The 18664-nt window shown below is 65.0% G+C and carries 14 protein-coding genes and 2 pseudogenes; 7 read left to right on the top strand and 9 right to left on the bottom strand.

Annotated elements, in window-relative coordinates; translation table 11 throughout:
• Positions 1-413: 413 nt before the first annotated feature.
• On the top strand, positions 414-1097 hold the full coding sequence (locus tag ACWGH0_RS32355) for a hypothetical protein (RefSeq protein WP_453407843.1): 684 nt from the start codon (positions 414-416) through the stop codon (positions 1095-1097).
• 345 nt (positions 1098-1442) lie between these two features.
• On the opposite strand, the gene ACWGH0_RS32350 is transcribed toward ACWGH0_RS32355, so the two are convergent.
• On the bottom strand, positions 1443-1961 hold the full coding sequence (locus ACWGH0_RS32350) for a HEAT repeat domain-containing protein (RefSeq protein ID WP_453407842.1): 519 nt from the start codon (positions 1959-1961) through the stop codon (positions 1443-1445).
• Positions 1962-2419: 458 nt separating this feature from the next.
• On the opposite strand from ACWGH0_RS32350, the pseudogene ACWGH0_RS32345 reads away from it, so the two are divergent.
• Both ACWGH0_RS32345 and ACWGH0_RS32340 read left to right on the top strand, forming a co-directional pair.
• Positions 2420-4145, top strand: a pseudogene (locus ACWGH0_RS32345) (SpoIIE family protein phosphatase).
• Between the two features lie 569 nt (positions 4146-4714).
• A complete protein-coding gene (locus ACWGH0_RS32340) occupies positions 4715-5284 on the top strand; it encodes a MepB family protein (RefSeq protein WP_453407841.1) in 570 nt (189 codons plus the stop codon).
• Positions 5285-5431: 147 nt separating this feature from the next.
• Here ACWGH0_RS32340 and ACWGH0_RS32335 read toward each other — a convergent pair whose 3' ends face one another.
• A complete protein-coding gene (locus ACWGH0_RS32335) occupies positions 5432-5635 on the bottom strand; it encodes a hypothetical protein (RefSeq protein ID WP_453407840.1) in 204 nt (67 codons plus the stop codon).
• 525 nt (positions 5636-6160) lie between these two features.
• On the opposite strand from ACWGH0_RS32335, the gene ACWGH0_RS32330 reads away from it, so the two are divergent.
• Positions 6161-6981, top strand: a protein-coding gene (locus ACWGH0_RS32330) for an IS5 family transposase (RefSeq protein WP_453407839.1) whose coding sequence is annotated in 2 segments (ribosomal slippage) — positions 6161-6503 and positions 6503-6981 — 822 coding nt in all. Because the reading frame shifts where the segments join, the coding sequence is not laid out codon by codon here.
• Here the strand turns inward: ACWGH0_RS32330 and ACWGH0_RS32325 are convergent.
• On the bottom strand, positions 6971-7327 hold the full coding sequence (locus ACWGH0_RS32325) for a hypothetical protein (RefSeq protein WP_453407838.1): 357 nt from the start codon (positions 7325-7327) through the stop codon (positions 6971-6973). The genes ACWGH0_RS32330 and ACWGH0_RS32325 overlap by 11 nt on opposite strands.
• A gap of 589 nt (positions 7328-7916) precedes the next feature.
• On the opposite strand from ACWGH0_RS32325, the gene ACWGH0_RS32320 reads away from it, so the two are divergent.
• Positions 7917-12962: a hypothetical protein gene (locus tag ACWGH0_RS32320; RefSeq protein WP_453407837.1), complete on the top strand. Its 5046-nt coding sequence runs from the start codon at positions 7917-7919 to the stop codon at positions 12960-12962.
• A gap of 10 nt (positions 12963-12972) precedes the next feature.
• Here ACWGH0_RS32320 and ACWGH0_RS32315 read toward each other — a convergent pair whose 3' ends face one another.
• Entirely contained in the window at positions 12973-13449 is a 477-nt protein-coding gene (locus ACWGH0_RS32315) for a hypothetical protein (protein ID WP_453407836.1), read from the bottom strand.
• Between the two features lie 130 nt (positions 13450-13579).
• Between ACWGH0_RS32315 and ACWGH0_RS32310 the strand changes: the two genes are divergently transcribed.
• Both ACWGH0_RS32310 and ACWGH0_RS32305 read left to right on the top strand, forming a co-directional pair.
• The gene (locus tag ACWGH0_RS32310) at positions 13580-15031 is read left to right on the top strand and encodes a VMAP-C domain-containing protein (RefSeq protein WP_453407835.1); all 1452 of its coding nucleotides are present in this window, start codon (positions 13580-13582) and stop codon (positions 15029-15031) included.
• Positions 15028-16476, top strand: coding sequence for an SAV_2336 N-terminal domain-related protein (locus tag ACWGH0_RS32305; RefSeq protein WP_453407834.1), 1449 nt, complete (start codon positions 15028-15030; stop codon positions 16474-16476). Before ACWGH0_RS32310 ends, ACWGH0_RS32305 begins: the two co-directional genes overlap by 4 nt.
• Positions 16477-16796: 320 nt before the next feature.
• Here the strand turns inward: ACWGH0_RS32305 and ACWGH0_RS32300 are convergent.
• The 5 genes and pseudogenes from ACWGH0_RS32300 to ACWGH0_RS32280 all read right to left on the bottom strand — a co-directional run.
• Positions 16797-17155 (bottom strand): annotated as a pseudogene (locus ACWGH0_RS32300) (hypothetical protein).
• 323 nt (positions 17156-17478) lie between these two features.
• Positions 17479-17847, bottom strand: coding sequence for a hypothetical protein (locus ACWGH0_RS32295; RefSeq protein WP_453407833.1), 369 nt, complete (start codon positions 17845-17847; stop codon positions 17479-17481).
• 38 nt (positions 17848-17885) lie between these two features.
• On the bottom strand, positions 17886-18083 hold the full coding sequence (locus ACWGH0_RS32290) for a type II toxin-antitoxin system prevent-host-death family antitoxin (RefSeq protein ID WP_453407832.1): 198 nt from the start codon (positions 18081-18083) through the stop codon (positions 17886-17888).
• 60 nt (positions 18084-18143) lie between these two features.
• The gene (locus tag ACWGH0_RS32285) at positions 18144-18422 is read right to left on the bottom strand and encodes a hypothetical protein (protein ID WP_453407831.1); all 279 of its coding nucleotides are present in this window, start codon (positions 18420-18422) and stop codon (positions 18144-18146) included.
• The coding region (locus tag ACWGH0_RS32280; RefSeq protein WP_453407830.1) for a hypothetical protein at positions 18394-18664 on the bottom strand (271 nt) is incomplete at its 5' end. The genes ACWGH0_RS32280 and ACWGH0_RS32285, both read right to left, overlap by 29 nt.

The raw sequence follows: 18664 nt of genomic DNA, 5'->3' as shown, positions 1-18664 counted from the left end.
ACCAGCCAAGGCCCTTCGTATGGACCAAAACCGCAGACGAAATCCTCGACAGAGTCGCAACATACTGCCGACGAATCTCTGACTCAGGACACTAGCGCAACTTCTGTGGTGCATCCACGCTCCGTGACTGTTGATCTTCGCCATAGCTCTCGCTCGATCGTCCTAGAATGTCCGGCCGCCGTTCCGCGCCCGAGAGTTCGAGGCCGAGTCCTGCTCCGGCTGGAAGTTCCTCTTCTCATCGGACCTGAAGTCGCCGTGATGTCAGCAGAGCGGGCTGCGGAGGGTGGTCGAACCGGATTCCATGACAAAAGCGCAGCAATGGAGGTAGCAATCCCCTGCGTTCCTACCTCCGGACGCCGCCGTCGCGCAGGCCCCGCGCACGCGCTGTCAGTGGGAGCCTTTACCCTCACTTTATGCAAAGTTCAAAGATTATTGTCGGCCTGATCGTGGCCGGTCTACTCACCGCTGGTTGCGGCTCCTCCGATGCCGAGGACAGCGCCGGTGACACCACACAGAAGGCTCTTCCCGTCGTCGTCGACGGCCCCCAGAAAGACGTCATCCCCCAGCGCGAGGCGGGCGAGAAGCTCAAGATCACCCCGCTCCCCGCGATGGATGCACCCTTCGTCGAGAAGGTGAAGTACAACCTGCGCCAGGCCGTACTCCGCTCCGCCCGGGTACCCGGCGAGACCAGCGCCAAGTGCCCCGACGGCGTGGACGAGAAGGCCGGCGCGGTCAGTCAGTGTGTAGCCACGTACGAGGGGGTCGAAGTTCCCTACGAGGTGAAGATCAGCGAATCGGCCGAGGAGGGCAGCTCCCTCATCTTCTTCGAAACCACGCCCAAAATGGGGCTGCTGGTGGCGAAGACGGTCTACGACTCGATGAACGAGCAATACGGTTCTGAGTCGGGTCGCACCGACGCCAGCAAGCTGGCGTGCGAGACGATGCCCGCCGCGAAGGCAGTCCCCCTCAGCAAGGACACGGGCTACACCTGCCAGTACTGGAGCAAGTTCGCCAACAAGGGCGAGCCCGGTTACGCGACCCTGCGGCTCAAGATGGGCGCCCAGGGATACGGGCTCGGCTTCGAGACCGTCGAGTAGCCCACTGAGCTCGTTCCAAGTGAAGGTTGCAGGTCAACGGGCTGGAATGGGCTGCGTGTGAGACGCTCACGCCGAGCGGCGGCGTGAGCGTCGGTGGGAGATCCGATCCCGCCGCAAGAGGAAGCCCTCTTCGAGGTCTAGCTGGTGACCCACAGTCACGGACCACAGAACCTGAGCCTGAACCCGAGAACGGAAGTCGTCTGTCGACGGCTTGGGGAGTCACCGCGTGGGCCGGTTCCTTGCCCAATGTCGATGAGTTGTGGGAGTCACTCACGGCCCGGCGGACGGACCGACTGGCCGAGGAAACGCGGCCGGGCGTCCGGGCGAACGGCCAGGACTCTGTGGTCAGAGCTCGCCGCGGCGTGCGAGCTGCTTCACCGCGTTCTCACGGATGATCTCGTTCTCGTCGTCGCGCAAGCCCTCGAGGGCTTCCCGGGCCTCCGGGCAGGGAATGGCGCCGAGAGCCCAGATCGCCTTCACCGCGAGGGCCCGGTTCTCGTCCCAGTCCAGGTACTCGGGAACCCAACGAGTCGCCGTAACCAGCGTCGGCACCGTCTTGGGCGAGCGGAGCTTGCCCAAGCTGGACACGATGTCCTCGTACTCCCTGTGCCAGTCGGCAGGGAACAGCTCGGTCAACGGCTCCAGGAACTCCTCGTCCGAGGCGCCGGCGGCGCCCTTGACGATCAACGCCATCTCGACGTCGTCGGCATCCTGGCGCTCCATGGCGTCCCGGAGCAGCCGGAGCGCCAGGGCCCCACCGTCGGACTCGCCGAAGTGGGCGAGCACCTCGTCGAGCGTGCGCGTCGGGGGCGAGCACGGTGCGACCGCCAGGCCCATGATCAGATCCTGTTCCTCTGGGGTCATCGCCTGACCACCTCCCATGCGTTGAGCGCCCAAGTCTTGTGTGGACCCTAGCAACATCATTCTCAGCTGGTGCCTCCCGCACTCGAGAACCATCGGCCCGGCCGCCAACAGGGCGCCTTCTGAGCTCATCGACAAACGACAGTGAGGATGGGTGACGGCACCGTCCGACGGTCTGACTCTCCAAACGACTGACGCTCAAGCTGTCCTTGATGAGAACTGTCGGCCGGCCGGGCGGTGCCGTCTGGCGCGTGGCCGGCCGGGCTTCTGTGACTTCATAGGAGCCTGGCTAGAGGTCCCCCATCACTGTCTTGTCCGTCTGCCTGACCGGCTCGTGCCCTCCCGTACTCGACAGTCCACCAGCATGTGCCAGAGCAGCCGCATCAGGAAAGACGCGCTTCATGCATGCCGGAATCCGGTAGGGGTACACGACCTCATTGGGGCTTGAACAGAGGAGGGACATGGACGACGTCGCCACTCCCGGCAGGGAAAGTGCGCCCCTGTCCGGGCACCAGGCGCGTTCAGGCGCCCTGCTCAACGGAACACTGGAAAGCCTGCGGGCATCCGCCATCGCGGTCGATGACGACGGCCTCATCGTCGCCGTCAACAGCGCAGCCCAAAGCCTGCTCAGCAGAAAAGCCTCAGAACTCGTCGGCCAGGACTTCCACGACCTGCTGCACCGGGACAGATACGGGCACACGCTGCCGCGCACCCGCTGCCAGATAAGGAAGGCACTCCTCACGGGCGACACCAGACATGGCGACGCCGAGTGGTTCGCCCGCGGAGACGGCACTCTCGTCCAGTTGTCCTGGCTGGTCACGCCCTACACAGCCGATCCGAGCGGGACAGGTGCGCTGGCGATGCTGTACGAGCCCAAGCTCTCGCACCACAGCGACGGCGGGCACTCCACGCCGCTGACAGAACTGGACCGCCTGTCCCTGCTGGCGGAGACCACCACACAGCTCACATCCACCCTGGACGCGGACGAGGCACTACACCGACTGGCGGCCCTCACCGTGCCCCGGCTCGCAGACTGGGCAGTCTTCGACCTCCTCACCGAACGCGACGAAGTACGACGCGTACTCGTGATGGAGCACAAGGACGGCATTCTCCTCGAGCGGGACGACCTGCAAGGCCCGATGCCTCCGGTACCGGCAGAGTCACCGATGCCCCTGTCACGGGCCCTACGCGGCGCCGCCTCCTCCCTCGCCGGCCCCGCGACCTACCAAGGCCCGCCCGACTCCGGCATAGCCGTCGAGCAGCAGCGCCTGTTCACCGCGACCGGTATGCACTCCGCCGCCATCGCGCCCATCCGCGGACTGCGCGACGTACTCGGCGCCCTGACCCTGGGCCGCGCCCAGCGTCAGGACGCCTTCACCCCTGCCGACCTGCCGCTGCTGGAGGACCTCACCCGCCGGGCGGGCCTGGCGCTGGACAACGCACGCCTGTACCAGCGCCAGCGCAAAGTCGCCGAGACCATGCAACGCCACCTGCTGCCCCAGCTACCCGTCCTGCCGGGACTCGAGATGACCGCGCGCTACGTACCCGCTCCGGACGCCTCATCTGTGGGCGGTGACTGGTACGACGCCTTCGCTCTGGCCGCCCACGCCCACGCACTGGCCATCGGCGACGTCGTCGGACACGACATCGACGCCGCAGCCGGCATGGCGCAGGTCCGCAACATGCTGCGCGCCTTCGCGTGGTCCCACCCCGAGGCCGCCCCCAGCGCCGTCGTCACACGGCTCGACGAGGCCGTGATGCACATTGCCGAGGTACCCATGGCCACCATGATCCTCGCCAGGCTCACCCTCGGCGACGACACACTTTGGCGCCTACGCTGGACGAACGCCGGCCACCCGCCGCCCCTTGCTCATCACCCACGACGGTCAAGCCCGCTACCTCGACGAGGCACACGGCATACTCCTCGGAACCGGAGTCACCAAACCTCGCCCCGACGCCGTCGCCGTCCTGCCACCCCAGGCCACGCTCCTGCTCTACACCGACGGACTGGTCGAATGCCCGCACCACTCGATCGATCAAGGGCTTGACCGGTTGCGCCGACACGCTGCCTCCCTCGCCCACCGCCCCCTCGATTCGTTCTGCGACGTGCTGCTGGACCAGGTCCGCCCCAACGACAACGATGACGACGTCGCCATGATCGCGCTGCGCACACCCCCTCCCGTATGACCCGCCAGCTCCCGATGCGCACAGCAGCTTCAACATCGAGCTGACCTCATGGTCGGCAGCCGAGTCCTTCCCGGCCGATCTGCCCGTTGAGCCCCGCGTACGGCCTCCGTGGACCTGCGCCAAGCAACCGCCCAGCGCACCCAGCGCACGACCGAAGCCCGGTCGTCATGGATCCGACCACGCACCAGTTCCTGGTCTTCACCGTCACCCAAGGTTGTTTACATACTTGGACTGCAAGGCCGCTCCCGCCAGGCACTGGTTGCCGACACCCGCCATCAGCTGGTGCGGCACCATCGTGCTGCTCCACCCGTGGCGTCCTCATGCTCCTGGTGGTGAGGGCAAGACGCCCCTGCTGCTCTTCTGCTGGGGACTACTCCGGGTACAGCGCAGCATTCGCACGGCACAGACGGCGCACGGGTGCTGCTCCCAATCTCGCCGTCGATCTTCACGTACAGTGCGGTCAGCAGGGCGTCCAGGTTGTTCGTCACACGACGATCTCGAATGTCTCAACGAGAGCTACACCCCAGTTCGGTTGGCTACCGTTCCAGCATTCGTGACAGGGTGAACGAATGGCGACGAACCGCGGAAACTCATCCGATCTCCACTCCACCGGATTCAAACCGTGGTCGGACACCACCCCGGCCCACAGAGATCTCCTCGCGGCGAAAGCGCTCGTCTACGACCCCTGCGGGTTCACCTGCTCGCAGCCGGCCCCAGAAACCGAGAGTGCCGCATACGCCGCCCACGCCTTCACCCTTGACGGACTCGCCATCCGATTCCGCGCAGCCAAGACGACCCCGGCGAAGGCCGGTCAGTTCGTCACCGTATGGAAGAGGTCCCCGGGCGGGCCCATCCAGCCTTTCGACGCCACCGACCCCGTCGACCTCTTCGTCGTCAGCACCCGCGACCATCATCGCTTCGGCCAGTTCGTCTTTCCCATGGACGCGCTCTGCCAACACGGTGTCGCATCAGCAGACGGCTCCGGCGGGAAACGAGCCTTCCGCGTCTACCCGCCCTGGGTGACCACCACCAACCGCCAAGCCGACACCGCGCAGGCGTGGCAGCTGGACCACTTCCTACACCTGCCCCAGGACCGACCCATCGACTCCGCCCGCGCCCAAGAGCTCTACCACCCATAGGAGCGGCGACCAGCCTGGGTGACACGATCGCCTACGACCTCTGATCATTCGGAATGACTCGTCTAGCGCGCCACCTGGCCGAGCGGCCACACCAACGTCGCCACGCAGCCAACCCGCAGCCAGCAATAGACCGGCCCCGGCCGAGTGTTAGACGCAGCCCCTTTCCATGTTCCCCAGGCGCTGCACCACCTTCGACGAGATCGCGATGGCCTCCCTCGTGTCTCCGGAAGCCTGGGCCGCCCTCGCCCTGTCAACCTGCTCGGCGATGGACTGATCGCAGCCTTCGGCTCCAACCGTGGTCATGAGGTTGTTGATCTTCTCGAGGTTCGACGTCGCAAGATCGTCAGTCATCTGCGCTGCCCTTAAGGCCGACTACAAAGAAAACGATCCTCGCACTCTCCGCATTCGTCTCACAACTGTCTGCTACCCCAACTTGGGGTCTTCCGCCGAGGAAAGAACGCCACTCCCGCTCCGCCGCACGTGAAACGCCTGAGCGACAACCCCCGGCGGTTCCGTCACCACCAGGCCGTGAGCCTCGCTGACCGGCAGGCGGCCGAGCATGACTTCGGACGGAGTCCAGTTCGTGGAGAGCAGCTTCGAGGGACCGACCATCGGCATCCCGCGCCGGCGAACCTGCGAAGAGGTGCCGGGACCTGCCGTGTGACGACTGCCTGTGACGTACGAAACCGGACCTGCCAGGGCTTCTGGCCTCTCAACTCGTCCACAACAGCGGCAGACTTCCTGGTCATCGATCTAGCACGCGAGAATAAGACGACTTGATCGGGGCGCCTGCCACTCCGCCAGTTGAGCCGGCCCGAAGACTCGCCAGCAACTAAGACGTCGTTTCTTATGGCGTGATGGTTCGTTGGTCCGTGCATGACGGATCTGGTTGAGCGGTTGGTGCCGGAGGAGTTGTGGGTGTTGTTCCGGCGGGTGGTGCCGCCGACGGTGGTGATACGTCCGCAAGGCGGCGGCCGGCGCCGGGCGGGTGACCGCGAGGCCCTGGCCGCGATCATCTTCGTGGCGACGTCGGGCTGCACCTGGCGCCAGCTCCCGCCGGTGTTCGGGCCGAGCTGGCAGACGGTCTACCGGCGGTTCGCCCAGTGGAGCCGGGACCGGGTCTGGGCCCGGCTCCACCGCGTGATCCTCGACGAACTCGGAGCGCGGGGCGAGCTGGACTGGTCGCGGTGTGCGATCGACTCGGTCAGTCTGCGGGCGACAAAAGGGGGCCTTTGACGGGACCGAATCCGACCGACCGCGGCAAGTTGGGATCGAAGATCCACCTGATCTGCGACCGGAACGGACTGCCGCTGTCCCTGGGCATCTCCGGCGCGAACATGCACGACAGCCTGGGCCTGCAGCCGCTTGTCCGGGGGATCCCGCCGATCCGGTCCCGCCGCGGGCCTCGGCGCCGTCGTCCGGCGAAACTGCACGCCGACAAGGGCTACGACTACGACCACCTGCGCCGATGGCTCCGTAAGCGCGGCATCCGCCACCGCATCGCCCGCAAGGGCATCGAGTCCTCACAACGGCTGGGCCAGCACCGCTGGGTCGTGGAGAGAACCGTGTCATGGCTGGCAGGCTGCCGCAGGCTCCACCGACGTTATGAACGCAAGGCCGAGCACTTCCTCGCCTTCGTCGGCATAGCAGCGACCTTGATCAGCTACCGCCGCCTGAACACCCTGCTCATGGCCTGAGCCGGTCCTGCTGCACGTCGAAGCAGACCAGCCCCATGGACTCCGCGACGGCCGCCGCATAGGCCGACGCCTCCTCGGCCATGCTCCACCGCATGGGGAAGTAGATCAGCGGACCACTGGCCTCGCCTATCAACGGCCCGGTCGACCAGGGTGAAGTGTCCTCGTCGTCCTCGGCGAGATCGCACCACCGCTCAAGCAGCACGGCGACGTACGCCGCTATGCGTTCGGACGGAGGCTCTTCTACCTCGCCGTCGATGTAGCGGTCGTACAGGCCACTGAAGACCCGACCGGCAGTCTTGTCATCCGCCGGCTTCTCGCCTTCCCAGACAGCAAGGTCGTAGCTCATGACCGGAGGCTCTCATGCCGCTCTGACAGCCATAAGAAACGACCTCTAACCCGACCAACGCCGCGGCCCGCGCCGCACGCGGCGTCGATCGAACGACCTCCGCACTGAGCGTCTTTGTGCGGCGTTGTCCACGTGCTTGGGAGCTCGGGGCCTGCCACGGGTCACGTCCTGAGGGCTCAGTAGGAGCCGGCGACTATCCCTTTGAGGGAACGATTTTCCGCTTGCCCCTACCGCATCTGTTCTTCCTCGGCAGTATGCGCGACGAACGAGGGCTACCGCATCCTCGCGCATACGACGGACTCGAGAGATGCACAGGCAGTCTCGCCGGGAAGTGACATGGCGGAACATCAGGTGGTGCTCCATACGTTCGACACCTGACGGCACGAAGTGATGCTGATCGTATGGCTATTGTCGCCCGGGTGGTGCCTCTGCGAACCACGCAGGCTGAGGCGGGGCGCAACTCCCTCGAACGGCTTCCCGCTCCGGCAGGCGACCGCTAGACTTCGCCCTCTGTCACCGCAGCGTCACTCACAACGCAAAGCGGGCGTCTGACGTGCTGGCCAGCGCGCGGCCGACCCTAGGGGGAAGCATGACTCCGTATATCGGCTTTGCTGATCCATGCGGCATTGACGACGGCGACACCAGAAACGCCATTGTTCAGGCCCTCTCGAATGTTCCTTCCAGCGCGGGAAAGAAGAAGGAAGATGGGCACTGGTATCCGGGCACATCTTCCGTCACGGTCCTGGAGCAACTACAGGGCGGCCGTAGCGGCTCACAAGTCCTCCTGATTGAGGTGAAAGCCAGGGACACCTCCTTGCAGGTAGCCAAGCTGATGCCTCATCACGAAGCTGTGCGCGAGTGGGATGCGTTCCATGAAATTGTGCGAGAACGCGCTGAACGGTTCAGCCTGTACGTCCCAATCGTAGCGGTGAGCTCGTCCGTGCTCGACAGAAGGGAGGGAGGGTTCACTGATCGAGTTGTGGTGTACCAGCACGTAAAGGACAAGGGCGCTAACGCCGACGCACGCATTCAGTCCTTAGAGAATGTGGTCTCTTCTGCCATTGCCGGCACAACGGATCTTCCTACCGCCGTGTCGACGGTGGAACGACTCATGACACAACTCCAGGGTGCTCTACATAATGGCGCAGACCGGTCTGCGGAGGATATAAGTTTCAAAGACGAGAACAAACACCTGGGTTTTGATCTCGAATTGACGGTTGACGGAGTGGAGTGCAAGGAGGACGGTTCACTCGTTCTGCGATGGGCACGCCCCAGCAAAGCAGATCTCGAAGAGAGTGAAACGTACTACAAGGATATCCTCCGGGAGTCAACAAGGCCGTCAAAGAGGCCAGGAAGGCTGAGTCCAGGGGCTCGGGTGAGGTTCTGGTTCGACAACTGGTCTTTCGATGAGCTGCAGATGACCGGAACCTACGGCAGTGCAACGATCCGGGTGCACTTCGAAGGTGAAGCACGGGACAGTGCTGGCTTGGCTCTCTCGCAGGCCCGCGCGAGATTCCGCGCGAGTGCTACCCCCGGCCGCAAGGCCAAGATCCCAGAGACCGACATCTTCGGACTCGTGAAAGTACAGCGCTCCGAGCGTTGGTCGACGCTGGTCGGCGTCCACTTGAACAGCCCCGGCTCGGACTTCGTAGAGGAGGAAGACACCCTTCAGCGGGACGGAGTTCAGGTGGACCATCCTGTGCGGTCCCTTTCGAGCATCTTCGACGCGTCTCCAACTCCGCGCACCCAGTCGGCCGTGCACGGTGACCTGAACCCTCGCAACATCATTTTCTGTGACTCCGCACCGCACCTCATCGACTACGCGTCATACGAAGAGAGTGGGCGCACGCTGGCAGACCTGGCTTGGCTGGAAGTGTGCCTTCTCCGCGACTGCGCTGGGCCTCTGCTGTCGTGGGCAGAGCTTCTCGATGTGGAACGTCTCCTTGCTCTGCTCACCGAGTGTTCGGAGACATGGAGCGAGGAGCGGATAAGCGACGCTGCTTCCCGATTCCTCGCTACGTACGGCCCGGACAACGCGCATGTTGGTAACTGCCTCGCGCTGATGTGGGAAGTGCGGCGGGCGGCCCTCCGTGTCGCGCGGAGGTCTGTGGGCCAGAGCGGACCGGAGCACTACTTTCAGGAACTGACGCTCGCGGCCTGCCGAACTTTGAAGTGGTCCGCCTCCGACCAGTCCTCTGCGCAGGTCAAAGCGTCGGTAGCCGTTGCCGGTGTTGCTTCGGAGGCCCTGCGCGGCGGTTCGCAGGAGATCTTGGCCCGGTGCAGTTCTCGGCATGCGCAGGCCGTCAGGGACATCTTCCTGTCGTCGGAGGACAGGTACACATGGGCTGATGTCGATCTTCTTCTTGAGGCGTCCGTCGCAGGTGAAGCCTCGCGCGAGGACGCCTCTGAAATTTCCCTGCGCATGCTCGCCGGCCCCTTGTCTCCTATCGTCAAGGAGTTACAGGACCAATGCGAGGAGGACAAGAAGGAAAAGCCATCACAGTACGGGATGTGCAGCTACATTGATCTGTCCGGACGTGTCCTGGCCCCAGGCGAGCCCTACGTCCAGCAGGGCGAGGGTGCGCTCGCGTTGGCACCGGAAAGCTGTCTGGCGTTGCTGCAGCAGCACGCAGCGGTCGTGGTAATCGCAGACTTTGGATCGGGCAAGACCGCTGTAACGCGTGAGTTTCGGTCCTGCTTGCTTCAGGCGTGCACAGTGCCGGAGATGGCTGCCCCGGCTGGGCTTCCCTTGGCTGCAACAGCCCAAAGGCTGAGTAAGATCCTGAGCCGAACTCCGCAGCCCACGCCCGCATGCATCCTCAGCGAACTGGCGCCTGGGGAGCAACTGACGGAAGCCCGCATGCAGGGATTGCTCAAGATGGGTGTGGTCCACCTGACGGTGGACAAGCTCCACAAGGTGGACCGCGATCAGTTGCGTACGGTGGCTGCGTGGCTAAAGAAGGTCCGCGATCTGGAGCCGGACCTGCGAGTCGTCGTGTGCCAGCGGACGTTGGACTACCAGCCGGAGCTTTTCGGGTGGCCGGCCATCGCCATTCATAAGGTCAGAGAACGGCAGGCTCGCAACTACATCCGTGAGGAGCTGGCACACAGCGGTGCTCCCCGCAGCGGCACGACGCTGGAACACCGCCTGTTCAAAGATCCCGAGGCGGTTGCTCTTCGTGACCTTGCAGGCAAGCCTCTCTTCTTGTCCATGCTGGTCAGGCACTACCAGGAACACGGTGTGGTGCCGGTCAACCCAGGCGCCTTGGTGCACGACTACGTCTCGCATCTGTTGGGATCGTTCCGTCCACCCCACGACTCGACGCAGAATCCGATGGGCTTGCTCAAGGCGCTGGTGCGCAAAATGGGCAACGGGAGCTTCTTGGAGCGTGCGACGGCACTGGCCGAGCTTCAGGAGGAGCAGGAGCCTCGTGCAAACGAGACGCTCATCGCCTTGGTGGACACGACTGCCCTCGTCGCCGAGGAGTCACGGATCTCTTTCTGCAATCCGCTCGTTCACGCCTACTGTGCGGCCGCCGCACTGGCGGAGGACGCCAGGGGCGACCTGGCTGGAGTCAGAGAACGCATTCTCGCGTTCAGCTGGCGCGATGCGGCAGTTCTCCTGGTGGCCGACCCGGACACCGCGTCGCAGACCGTCTCCGCTGTACTCGAGATAGCAGTGGATGCCAGCCCTTGGTACGGAGCGCTGCTGTTGCAGGCGATCCCTGAGACCCGGGCAGCCAGCTTTGCGGAGAACCGCCGTGCCTTTCTCGCAGCCCAGCGCGAAGTGCTGCAAAGCCCGAGTAGCGGCAGGCCCGCGTGGCAGCAGTCTGCCTACGCCCTTGCCAAGTACGGTGACCGCGAAGCCATGGACGTGCTCGCCGAGGTGGCCTGCAGCGGTGGCCAGGAGGAGGCCGTCCTTGCAGCATTGGACGGCCTGGTGATGATGAGTCAATGGTTTGTGCCCGGGGCTATGGCCGCGCTCCGGAGCGTGCTGCAGCAACTGCTCGAGACAGGTACGCGAAAGCCGGCGCCGGTCGTTGTAAGGGCTTTGAGAAGTGTGCGAACGGTCGGATTGCACGAACTGACGGGCTACGCCTGGTCACACGTCGTTCCCGCCCGCCCCTGGCCGGTCGTCCACGAGGCATGGGAGGCACTGGAAGACCTGGGGGTGCTGCCTGATCAGACGCTCAGAGGGGTATATGCGGCGGCGTGCAAAGACCGCATGACTGAGATCGATGTCCAGCTCGCGCAGACTGCAGCGACGGCGCAGGCAAAAGAGCTCAACGAGGAGCGCATGGCGCTCCTCGGATACTGCGCCACGCAGGGGGACGTGAGTATCTTGCTGCGGTATCGCTTCAGGGCGGGACTGGCAGAAAGCTCGGAGTGGCCCCGGATGCTCAGTACGGCGGCCGACATCCTGCAACAGTCCCCCGACCCGGACCTCGTGGCAGCAGCCCTCCTCAATGCGGGATCACCGGACATCTGGAGAGAGCAGCTGGCCTCTGCGGGGGAGGTCTGGACGGCGATCATCGCCGCGCACCGGCTCCTGGCGGCCGGCGAGATTGTCGAAGCGCCACTGCTGCGCAAGCTCGCTCAGCCGCCCTCCGCCGAGCGTCTGGCCCTCGTAGCGGCGTTCGTTCACTGCCTGCAGCCATCGGACGTGGCCGACCTCAGCTCTTTGATCGAGCCCTATCTCAGCACCCTTGCACCGGACATGGTGGAGCCTTTGGCCAGTCTTGTCTCTGCGGCCAGGGCTTTGGACGAATCCGAAGGGCTTCAGCTGGCCGTTCGGGTGCACCAAGCGCTGGTCACGCATGGCCTTGAGGAACAGGCGGTGCACTGGCCTTGGTGCACCGCCTGGCGGCGCATACTGCCGATGCGCGCCGAGACCGGCCGGTTCTTAGAGGAGAAGCGTCTCGACAAGGACACCCTTCGCTCCTTGTTGGGCAGTGTTGACGTGCTGCTGGATGCCCCTCGGTGCCAACCGGTCGCCCTGAGCGAAGACATGCGCAAGGTGCTGAAGGACCTCAAACCCACAAGCCCTGACGGAGTCGAGGCCCACGAGTACGTGCTCCTGGCGGCAAGCGCGGGCCTGTACGACCTCGACGTCTTGGACTTCGTCCAGAAGGTAGCAACGAGCGAGTACAACCTGCGAGAGGTCATCACTCATTCGCACGGTGTGCACGGGCGCATCGAAGTCTCCCTTGCTGCCCATGCCATCGCAGCTGTCGGCTATCTCGGGTTCATCGCCCGACAGCTGGATGAGGGGGGCAGGCCAGAGGCTGATGACGGTCCTACCTCATTGTCACCGGTTTTCAGCGGGGCACACGAGTACCACAGGAGCGTGCAGCGCGCACACTGCGTGTCTCTGGCCTACGGGAAGAATTGGCGCCCGCTGTTCTCGACGCTGCTGTGGATGCAGGACCCAATTCTTGAACAGGCGGCGCGCAACGTCGTAAGCCACTGGATACCGCGGCCATCCACCGGCGCGGGTGAAAAGCTGCACCTGGACATCGCTACTTGGATCACCCGACGTCTGCGGGATACCAAGCTCCCGGCGTCCACTCGAGCTGTGTTGACGGAAATCCGGGACAACACCCAGAACACTCTGAGGCGGTATGTTCAAGTGTGATCACTGTGGGCTACTTGGGAAGTCCCATGTCTCGTTTGGCACAGTCGACCAGCTGGCGTCGTCCTGCGGACACGCGGGCCAGGGCCTCCTGGCGGTGGGACGGGTCAGCTCGCTCGAGTTCCCTTTGGCGTCGGAGCAAGGCCTCACCGGCACCCAGCACGCTGTCCGAAGCCAGGAGGCGCAGTCGCGTGAGCTGGCTGCGCATCTCGGCGTAGTCGCTTCGCGCCAGGTCCGGGTCTGCCGGCGTCTCCGGCGGCAGAGCACGAAGGGCGTCGGAGTGGCGCCAGCTGGCTTCGAGGAATTGGACGAACGCGTCGGCGAGGGCCTCCCGGGCCCATCGCCGGTGGTCGCGGCGGCCTCCGACGACCGTCGTTACAACCAAGGTCGCGACGCTGGTCGCGGCCGCAGCCCAAGCAGCGAGTGCACTGGCATCCCCCATGCACTCATTGTCGCCCGAGAGGGCGATGGTGCAGTTGAAAACCGTCAAGTTGCCGGGATCTGGTTTGGGAGTTCAGCGGAAATGTCCCTAGGCGCGGGGGCGTTGCTTCCGGGACAGTCATGGGCAGGAAGGCACGCCGCCGGCACGGAGAACAGCACCTTCTCAGGGGGGAAGAGCCGTGGCACGAATTGAGTACCGTGAGCCGTCGGATAACGCAGCGGCGACCACAGACAGGTCGACGCTGATCGTCCAGCGAGCCATCGTGGACGAGCTAGCGAAGGCGCAGTTTCTCTCCAGTGTCGTAGCCAAGCAGATGCTCGCTACGCTTTTGGAAAGAAGGTTACGAACGCCGATCACCTACCCCTACGCCCCAGGGGGGGCTGACCGGGAACTGTTCATGCATCTCGTCGAGCGATGCACGGCCGTCGAGGCAACGGACGCTCTCGCTGAAGCAGTGGAACTGATGGAAGGTGACACCGCCGTTTCGCAACGACTTCGAACGCTTTGCGACCTGTGGCTGGCCAGTTCGAAGGTCCCACAACAAGAGCTGCAGAAGCTGCAGGAGCTGCTGCGGGGCACCTCCGCCGACGACGTGCACTCCATCGCGACGGCCTCCATGCAACCGTTGCCGGCGCCACTGCCCGCGCGGTGCACCGACGCGTGGCAGATCCTGCTGCATCTCATGCGACGGAATGCGCCACGCAGTGGTCTTCCACCCTTCATGTCCTTCCTCGAGTACCTGGCTGCCGCAGACGAAGCGCAGCGTCCAGGCCTCCAGGCCTGGACTCAGGCCCGCGCCTCTGAATGGAACCTGGAAGGAGCCTTGGCCGACTGCCGGCGCAAGGCTGCCTCCGCGCTGCCCTCGGCACGTGATGGCGAGCCCAGAGCGATGTTCGTGTTCTTGCCGGACGGGTTGGAGAGCGACGTCTACATTCTCCGCGTGTGGCACCACGACGGAGGATCCCTGAAGTGGCCTGCATTGAGAGACGAGGACACCCGCCTGCACGTGAAGGACATCGCCACAGCCGTTGCGGGCAAACTACGGCACACCCTGGCCCCGCGCAGTGCGCGTTCCCATCTGACTGTCGAGTTTTGGCTGCCCATGGAGCTGGTGAACGAGCCTGTCAGAGACTGGTGCATGCCCGCATCGCAGAACTCCCCCGGTCAGTACCGTGTGCTGGTACGCAGCTTGGATCGGCTGAAGTGGCCGCACTGGGACGCGTCCCTGCGTGAGCGGTGGACAAGCCTTATGAGTGCGGGCCTGGGGGATGATGGTGCCCCGGCGGTGGAGCCCCTCTCAGCACCTGTGATGCGGGACGCGGACCGGGAGCCGTTGGTACTCAGCAGCCCTCCGACCGCGCCACAGGGGCGGCGGGAGCTGGAGGAGGCCATTCAGTCCGGTGAGCCCGCTGTGTTGTGGCACCGTCAGGACTGTTCCGAAACCTTCCGCCGTCTGGCGCACGAGGTGATCCGGCGTGGTCCACTGAGGGATCTGCCGCGCCGCGTGGAGGATCTTCGGGCGAGGGACGAAGCGGGTGTGTCAGAGGTGACGCTGCTGTGGGATGACCCCGACAGGCCGCTTCCTGTCCTGAACCGCCTCATCGCCCCCGACGAGGTTCCGGCCCCGTGAACAATCCGCAACCCAGGTCATGGCACGTCACGGCCGCGCCTGCCGAGATCTCTGTGGGGCTGACCGGCCTTGCTCCAGTATTCGATGTCGCACCGGACAAGTGGCCGGCTCTGCCACTGGATTACGCTGATGCCTGCGCCAACGCGCTCTCGGAACTCAGCCGGCTCAGCCCGCACGCGGCTCCGTCGCCCGCAGCGCGCGATGTCTATGTCCCTCCGACCGAGCCTGTACCGCGGACTCAGCCGGTCACTCCTCCCGTGTGGGAATTGGTCCTTGTCGTTGATACCGGTCCGTCCATGTCGGCCTGGTATCCCACGGTGAACAGGTTCGCCGCGTGTGCGTACGAACTACCGTTGTTCCGTGATGTCCATGTCCTGAAGATCGAACCGTCTGCCGCCGGCAGCCCGGTCGATCTGGCGATGGTCGACGCCCTGGGCTTGAGCACTGCCGACAAACCGCAGCGACGCAAAATGATCTTCGTCATTACTGACGGTGTAGGCACGACCTGGCGGCGCCCACAGCTCTGGGAGTGTTTGACGAAGTGGGCCGCGCTCCGTCCCGTGGCCGTTCTTCACGTTCTGCCGTACCAGAGCTGGAAACTGTCCGCCATACGTACCCAGCCGCGCAAACTGCGGGCCGGCTTCGCCGGCTGCCCGAACAGCCGCCTCCTCTCTCAGCCCCCCGCCCCCATGGCAGACCTTTTGTCAGATGGTGTCGGCGAGGAGGTGGTGGACCTGACCATTCCCGTACTGGAGCTGCGGAAGGGCTGGCTTGAGCAGTGGGTGCAGCTTATGGTCTTCAACACCCAGTGGGCACGTCAACAAGTGGCTCTGCTACCAACCGAGTTGGCCCAAAAGCCTGTTGTACCGCACCCCGCGCCCTCCCTGGACAGTCTCAGCGACCCCAGCAGTCTTGTGGCTGAGTTCCGTACAGCTGCCAGCGACACGTCGTTCCGCTTGGCTGTCGCCCTTGCAGCTGCACCGCTCAACCGGCACATCATGCAGATGATCGCAGCGGAGATGCTGCCGTGGGCCAGCCCCCGGGACCTGTCAGCGGTTTTGACCAGCGGCCTTCTGCGCATGGTCCGTGGGGGCTCACCACATGCACCGGAGTGGGCAACCGTCACCTTCGATTTTCGCCCCGGGGTTCGCCAAAGGCTTCTCGAGCAAGGAGACTCGGTCAACACGCGGGCCGTGGTGGGTCATCTTGACAACTACCTGGGTTCCGTCGTGGACGCCGTGCGAGGTAGCGCTCAGAGGATGCAGTACCCCACAGCGGCCCGCTTCCCCGAAGTAACCGCAGAGACGCTGCCCTATCTCCAGGTGGAGTGCGACGTCCTGGCGACCCTCGGCCTCACCCCCGACTCACCCCATCGCCAAGCAGCCGATGTACTGGACGCGAAGATCGCCGAGTACTTGACCGCAGCACCCGTGTCCACGCAATAGGGCGCGGACACGTTCACAAGACCTCACGGCGCAGACTTTGCACCTCTTCGCCGGTGTCCGGGTCCGCAGCGATCAGGCGGGCCGACAGTGCGTCTACCGCAATTACACGCACCTGCCAGCCCTGCGAGACCAGGCCCTGTTCCTAGCTGACGATGATCTGCACTATTGGAGCCGGGTTGTCGGTGGCGACGACGAGGTCCTGGCTCAGGCGCTCGACGAGACTGTGGGCCTGGACGCGTACTCGCCGGTAAGGACGAAAGGGAAAGGGGAGCCGATGTCGATGACGGCGGCCAGGAGCCGGCGGTGCAGGTCGCTCAGTGTCACGCGGCGCCTGATCCCGCGGTCGGCAGCTCGGGGAAGGCTTCCTCCCAGACCTGCCGCAAGCGCCAGCTGACCAGGGTGCGCAGGACGGGCCACTGGGCCAGGAGGAGGTCGCGGTTGAGCAGGGTCACGATGTCCTCGTGCTGCCCTTCGGCCAGGACGTGCGGTACAGGCCCATGCGTAGGCGTGAGCGCTCCAGGTCGTAGGCGTGCAGTCCGGACCAGGCGACGTGCAACGGCAGCTCCACCACGCCGAGCTTCGGTCCGGCGAGCTGGTCCAGCGAGGCGGGCAACCGGGCCGCGTACCGGGCGTGAAGCACCTCGGCGGTCGAGGACGCCGCACCTGTGCAGGAGAGCATCTTGGACCGGGGCGATGCCGCCGGAACGGCGCGAGCAGCTCGACTACATCCGGCTATCTGCTCGGGCGGCTGCGCCCATGGCGTCGCCTGGGCGACTGCGCGGCCGATCAGATCCGGACTGGTCGAGGCCAGTGGGCGGACGGTGAGCCAGTGCGGCAGGGACGCGTCGGCGTCGATGCCCCGGTAGTACGGATCCGATGCTGTGATCAGCTCGGCCCGGGCCGCCAGGAACAGCTGCTTCCCGTCCTCGGGCATGCTCTCGAAGTCATGGAGGGCCTCTGCCGTCCAGTCCATCTTCCAGGGAGGGCGTGGGAGCTCATCGCTCACCGGCCGGGCTCCACGGCGGATGCCTGGTGGCGCAGCCGGCTGTACTCGGCCAGGAGGGCGGCGGACTCCTGGGCGTCCTCGGACTTCACAGCTCGGGCTTCGAGGTCGCGCAGGTGTCCTTCCAGGTTGGGATCGCGGGCGATGGCGTACTGAGTCCACCACAGGCGCATGAAGGCTGGTACCGGGGTGAGATTGAAGGTGTCAGCGATCGCGCGGCGCCAGTGCGCCTTGAAGTCGGGCAGCAGATGCGGGGCGTGTTCCTGGATGGCCAGGCGCAGGGCCTGCGGGGTGCGTTCGGGCATGGGTGGCACCGGGCGGGGCCGGTCACCGCCGGGGCCGTCGAAGTGGATCGGCTGCGCTGTCATGACGAGAGGGCTCCTGGTCTGCCTGTTGTCCGGCCTGGTCAGGCCGCGTCCTGGTCGGCGCCGGAGGCTGTCGGGTGCTGTGCCATGTACTGCTCGAACCATTCGGCAGGCACGAGGTAGGCGAGGGTTTTGCCCTTGCGCGTGATGGCGGCCGGCTCGCCTGCGATCCGGGTCCGGTCGAGGATCTCGCCCATCTGCCTGCGGAGGTCGATCGTCGTGTACGTCTTCGGCTCCATCCCCTCACCCTAACCCAACTATCATAGTTGCGATAGTTGGGTGGCTTTCGAAAGCGCCGCTCATCGACACCCCTCCAGCGGCGCAGCGGCACTCGGCGCCCAGATGATCGACGCCGCCGCCCCGGAAGTTTGGTAGAAGCGTGTGCTGCGCTGCTCCAGGTGTCCTATCGGCAGTCCATTGGCCGTGACCAGTTCGCGCCGGTGACCTCGGCGAGCTGCCGGGTTCTTCTCCGCCTGACCCGCGATCCGGTGCGCCTCGTCCATCACCGCCAGGTCGAACCCCGGCACCGCCCGGCCGGCGTGCTGGGTATCACGCAGCTTCGTCAGAGAGGACCTCAAGAACATCGTCGCGCTGGGACTGCACGAGCAGTACTTCAAGGACAACGGCCGCCGCGCCCAAAGCCTCACCGTCGACATCACCGACATCGACTACCTCGACCTCGAGTACTGATACCCCGCCCAAGCCCGACGAGTGAGATGTTCGGGTGTGGTCGGGTAGCCGGAGACCATTGCTGATCCCCGGCCCCCTCAGAACCGGACGTGCGAGCTTTCCCCGCATCCGGCTCAAGCAAGCCCCATGG

The organism is Streptomyces sp. NPDC054887 (genome assembly GCF_053610585.1).
Note: the sequence above shows the minus strand (reverse complement) of the source record. Positions and strands in the feature narration are given on the sequence as shown.

Excerpts from the sequence above, each read along its gene's own strand:
- ACWGH0_RS32325 (WP_453407838.1), bottom strand. The coding sequence starts at position 7,327 with ATGAGCTACGACCTTGCTGTCTGGGAAGGCGAGAAGCCGGCGGATGAC.
- ACWGH0_RS32320 (WP_453407837.1), top strand. The coding sequence starts at position 7,917 with ATGACTCCGTATATCGGCTTTGCTGATCCATGCGGCATTGACGACGGC.
- ACWGH0_RS32355 (WP_453407843.1), top strand. The coding sequence starts at position 414 with ATGCAAAGTTCAAAGATTATTGTCGGCCTGATCGTGGCCGGTCTACTC.
- ACWGH0_RS32290 (WP_453407832.1), bottom strand. The coding sequence starts at position 18,083 with ATGGAGCCGAAGACGTACACGACGATCGACCTCCGCAGGCAGATGGGC.
- ACWGH0_RS32335 (WP_453407840.1), bottom strand. The coding sequence starts at position 5,635 with ATGACTGACGATCTTGCGACGTCGAACCTCGAGAAGATCAACAACCTC.
- ACWGH0_RS32295 (WP_453407833.1), bottom strand. The coding sequence starts at position 17,847 with ATGACAGCGCAGCCGATCCACTTCGACGGCCCCGGCGGTGACCGGCCC.
- ACWGH0_RS32350 (WP_453407842.1), bottom strand. The coding sequence starts at position 1,961 with ATGACCCCAGAGGAACAGGATCTGATCATGGGCCTGGCGGTCGCACCG.
- ACWGH0_RS32340 (WP_453407841.1), top strand. The coding sequence starts at position 4,715 with ATGGCGACGAACCGCGGAAACTCATCCGATCTCCACTCCACCGGATTC.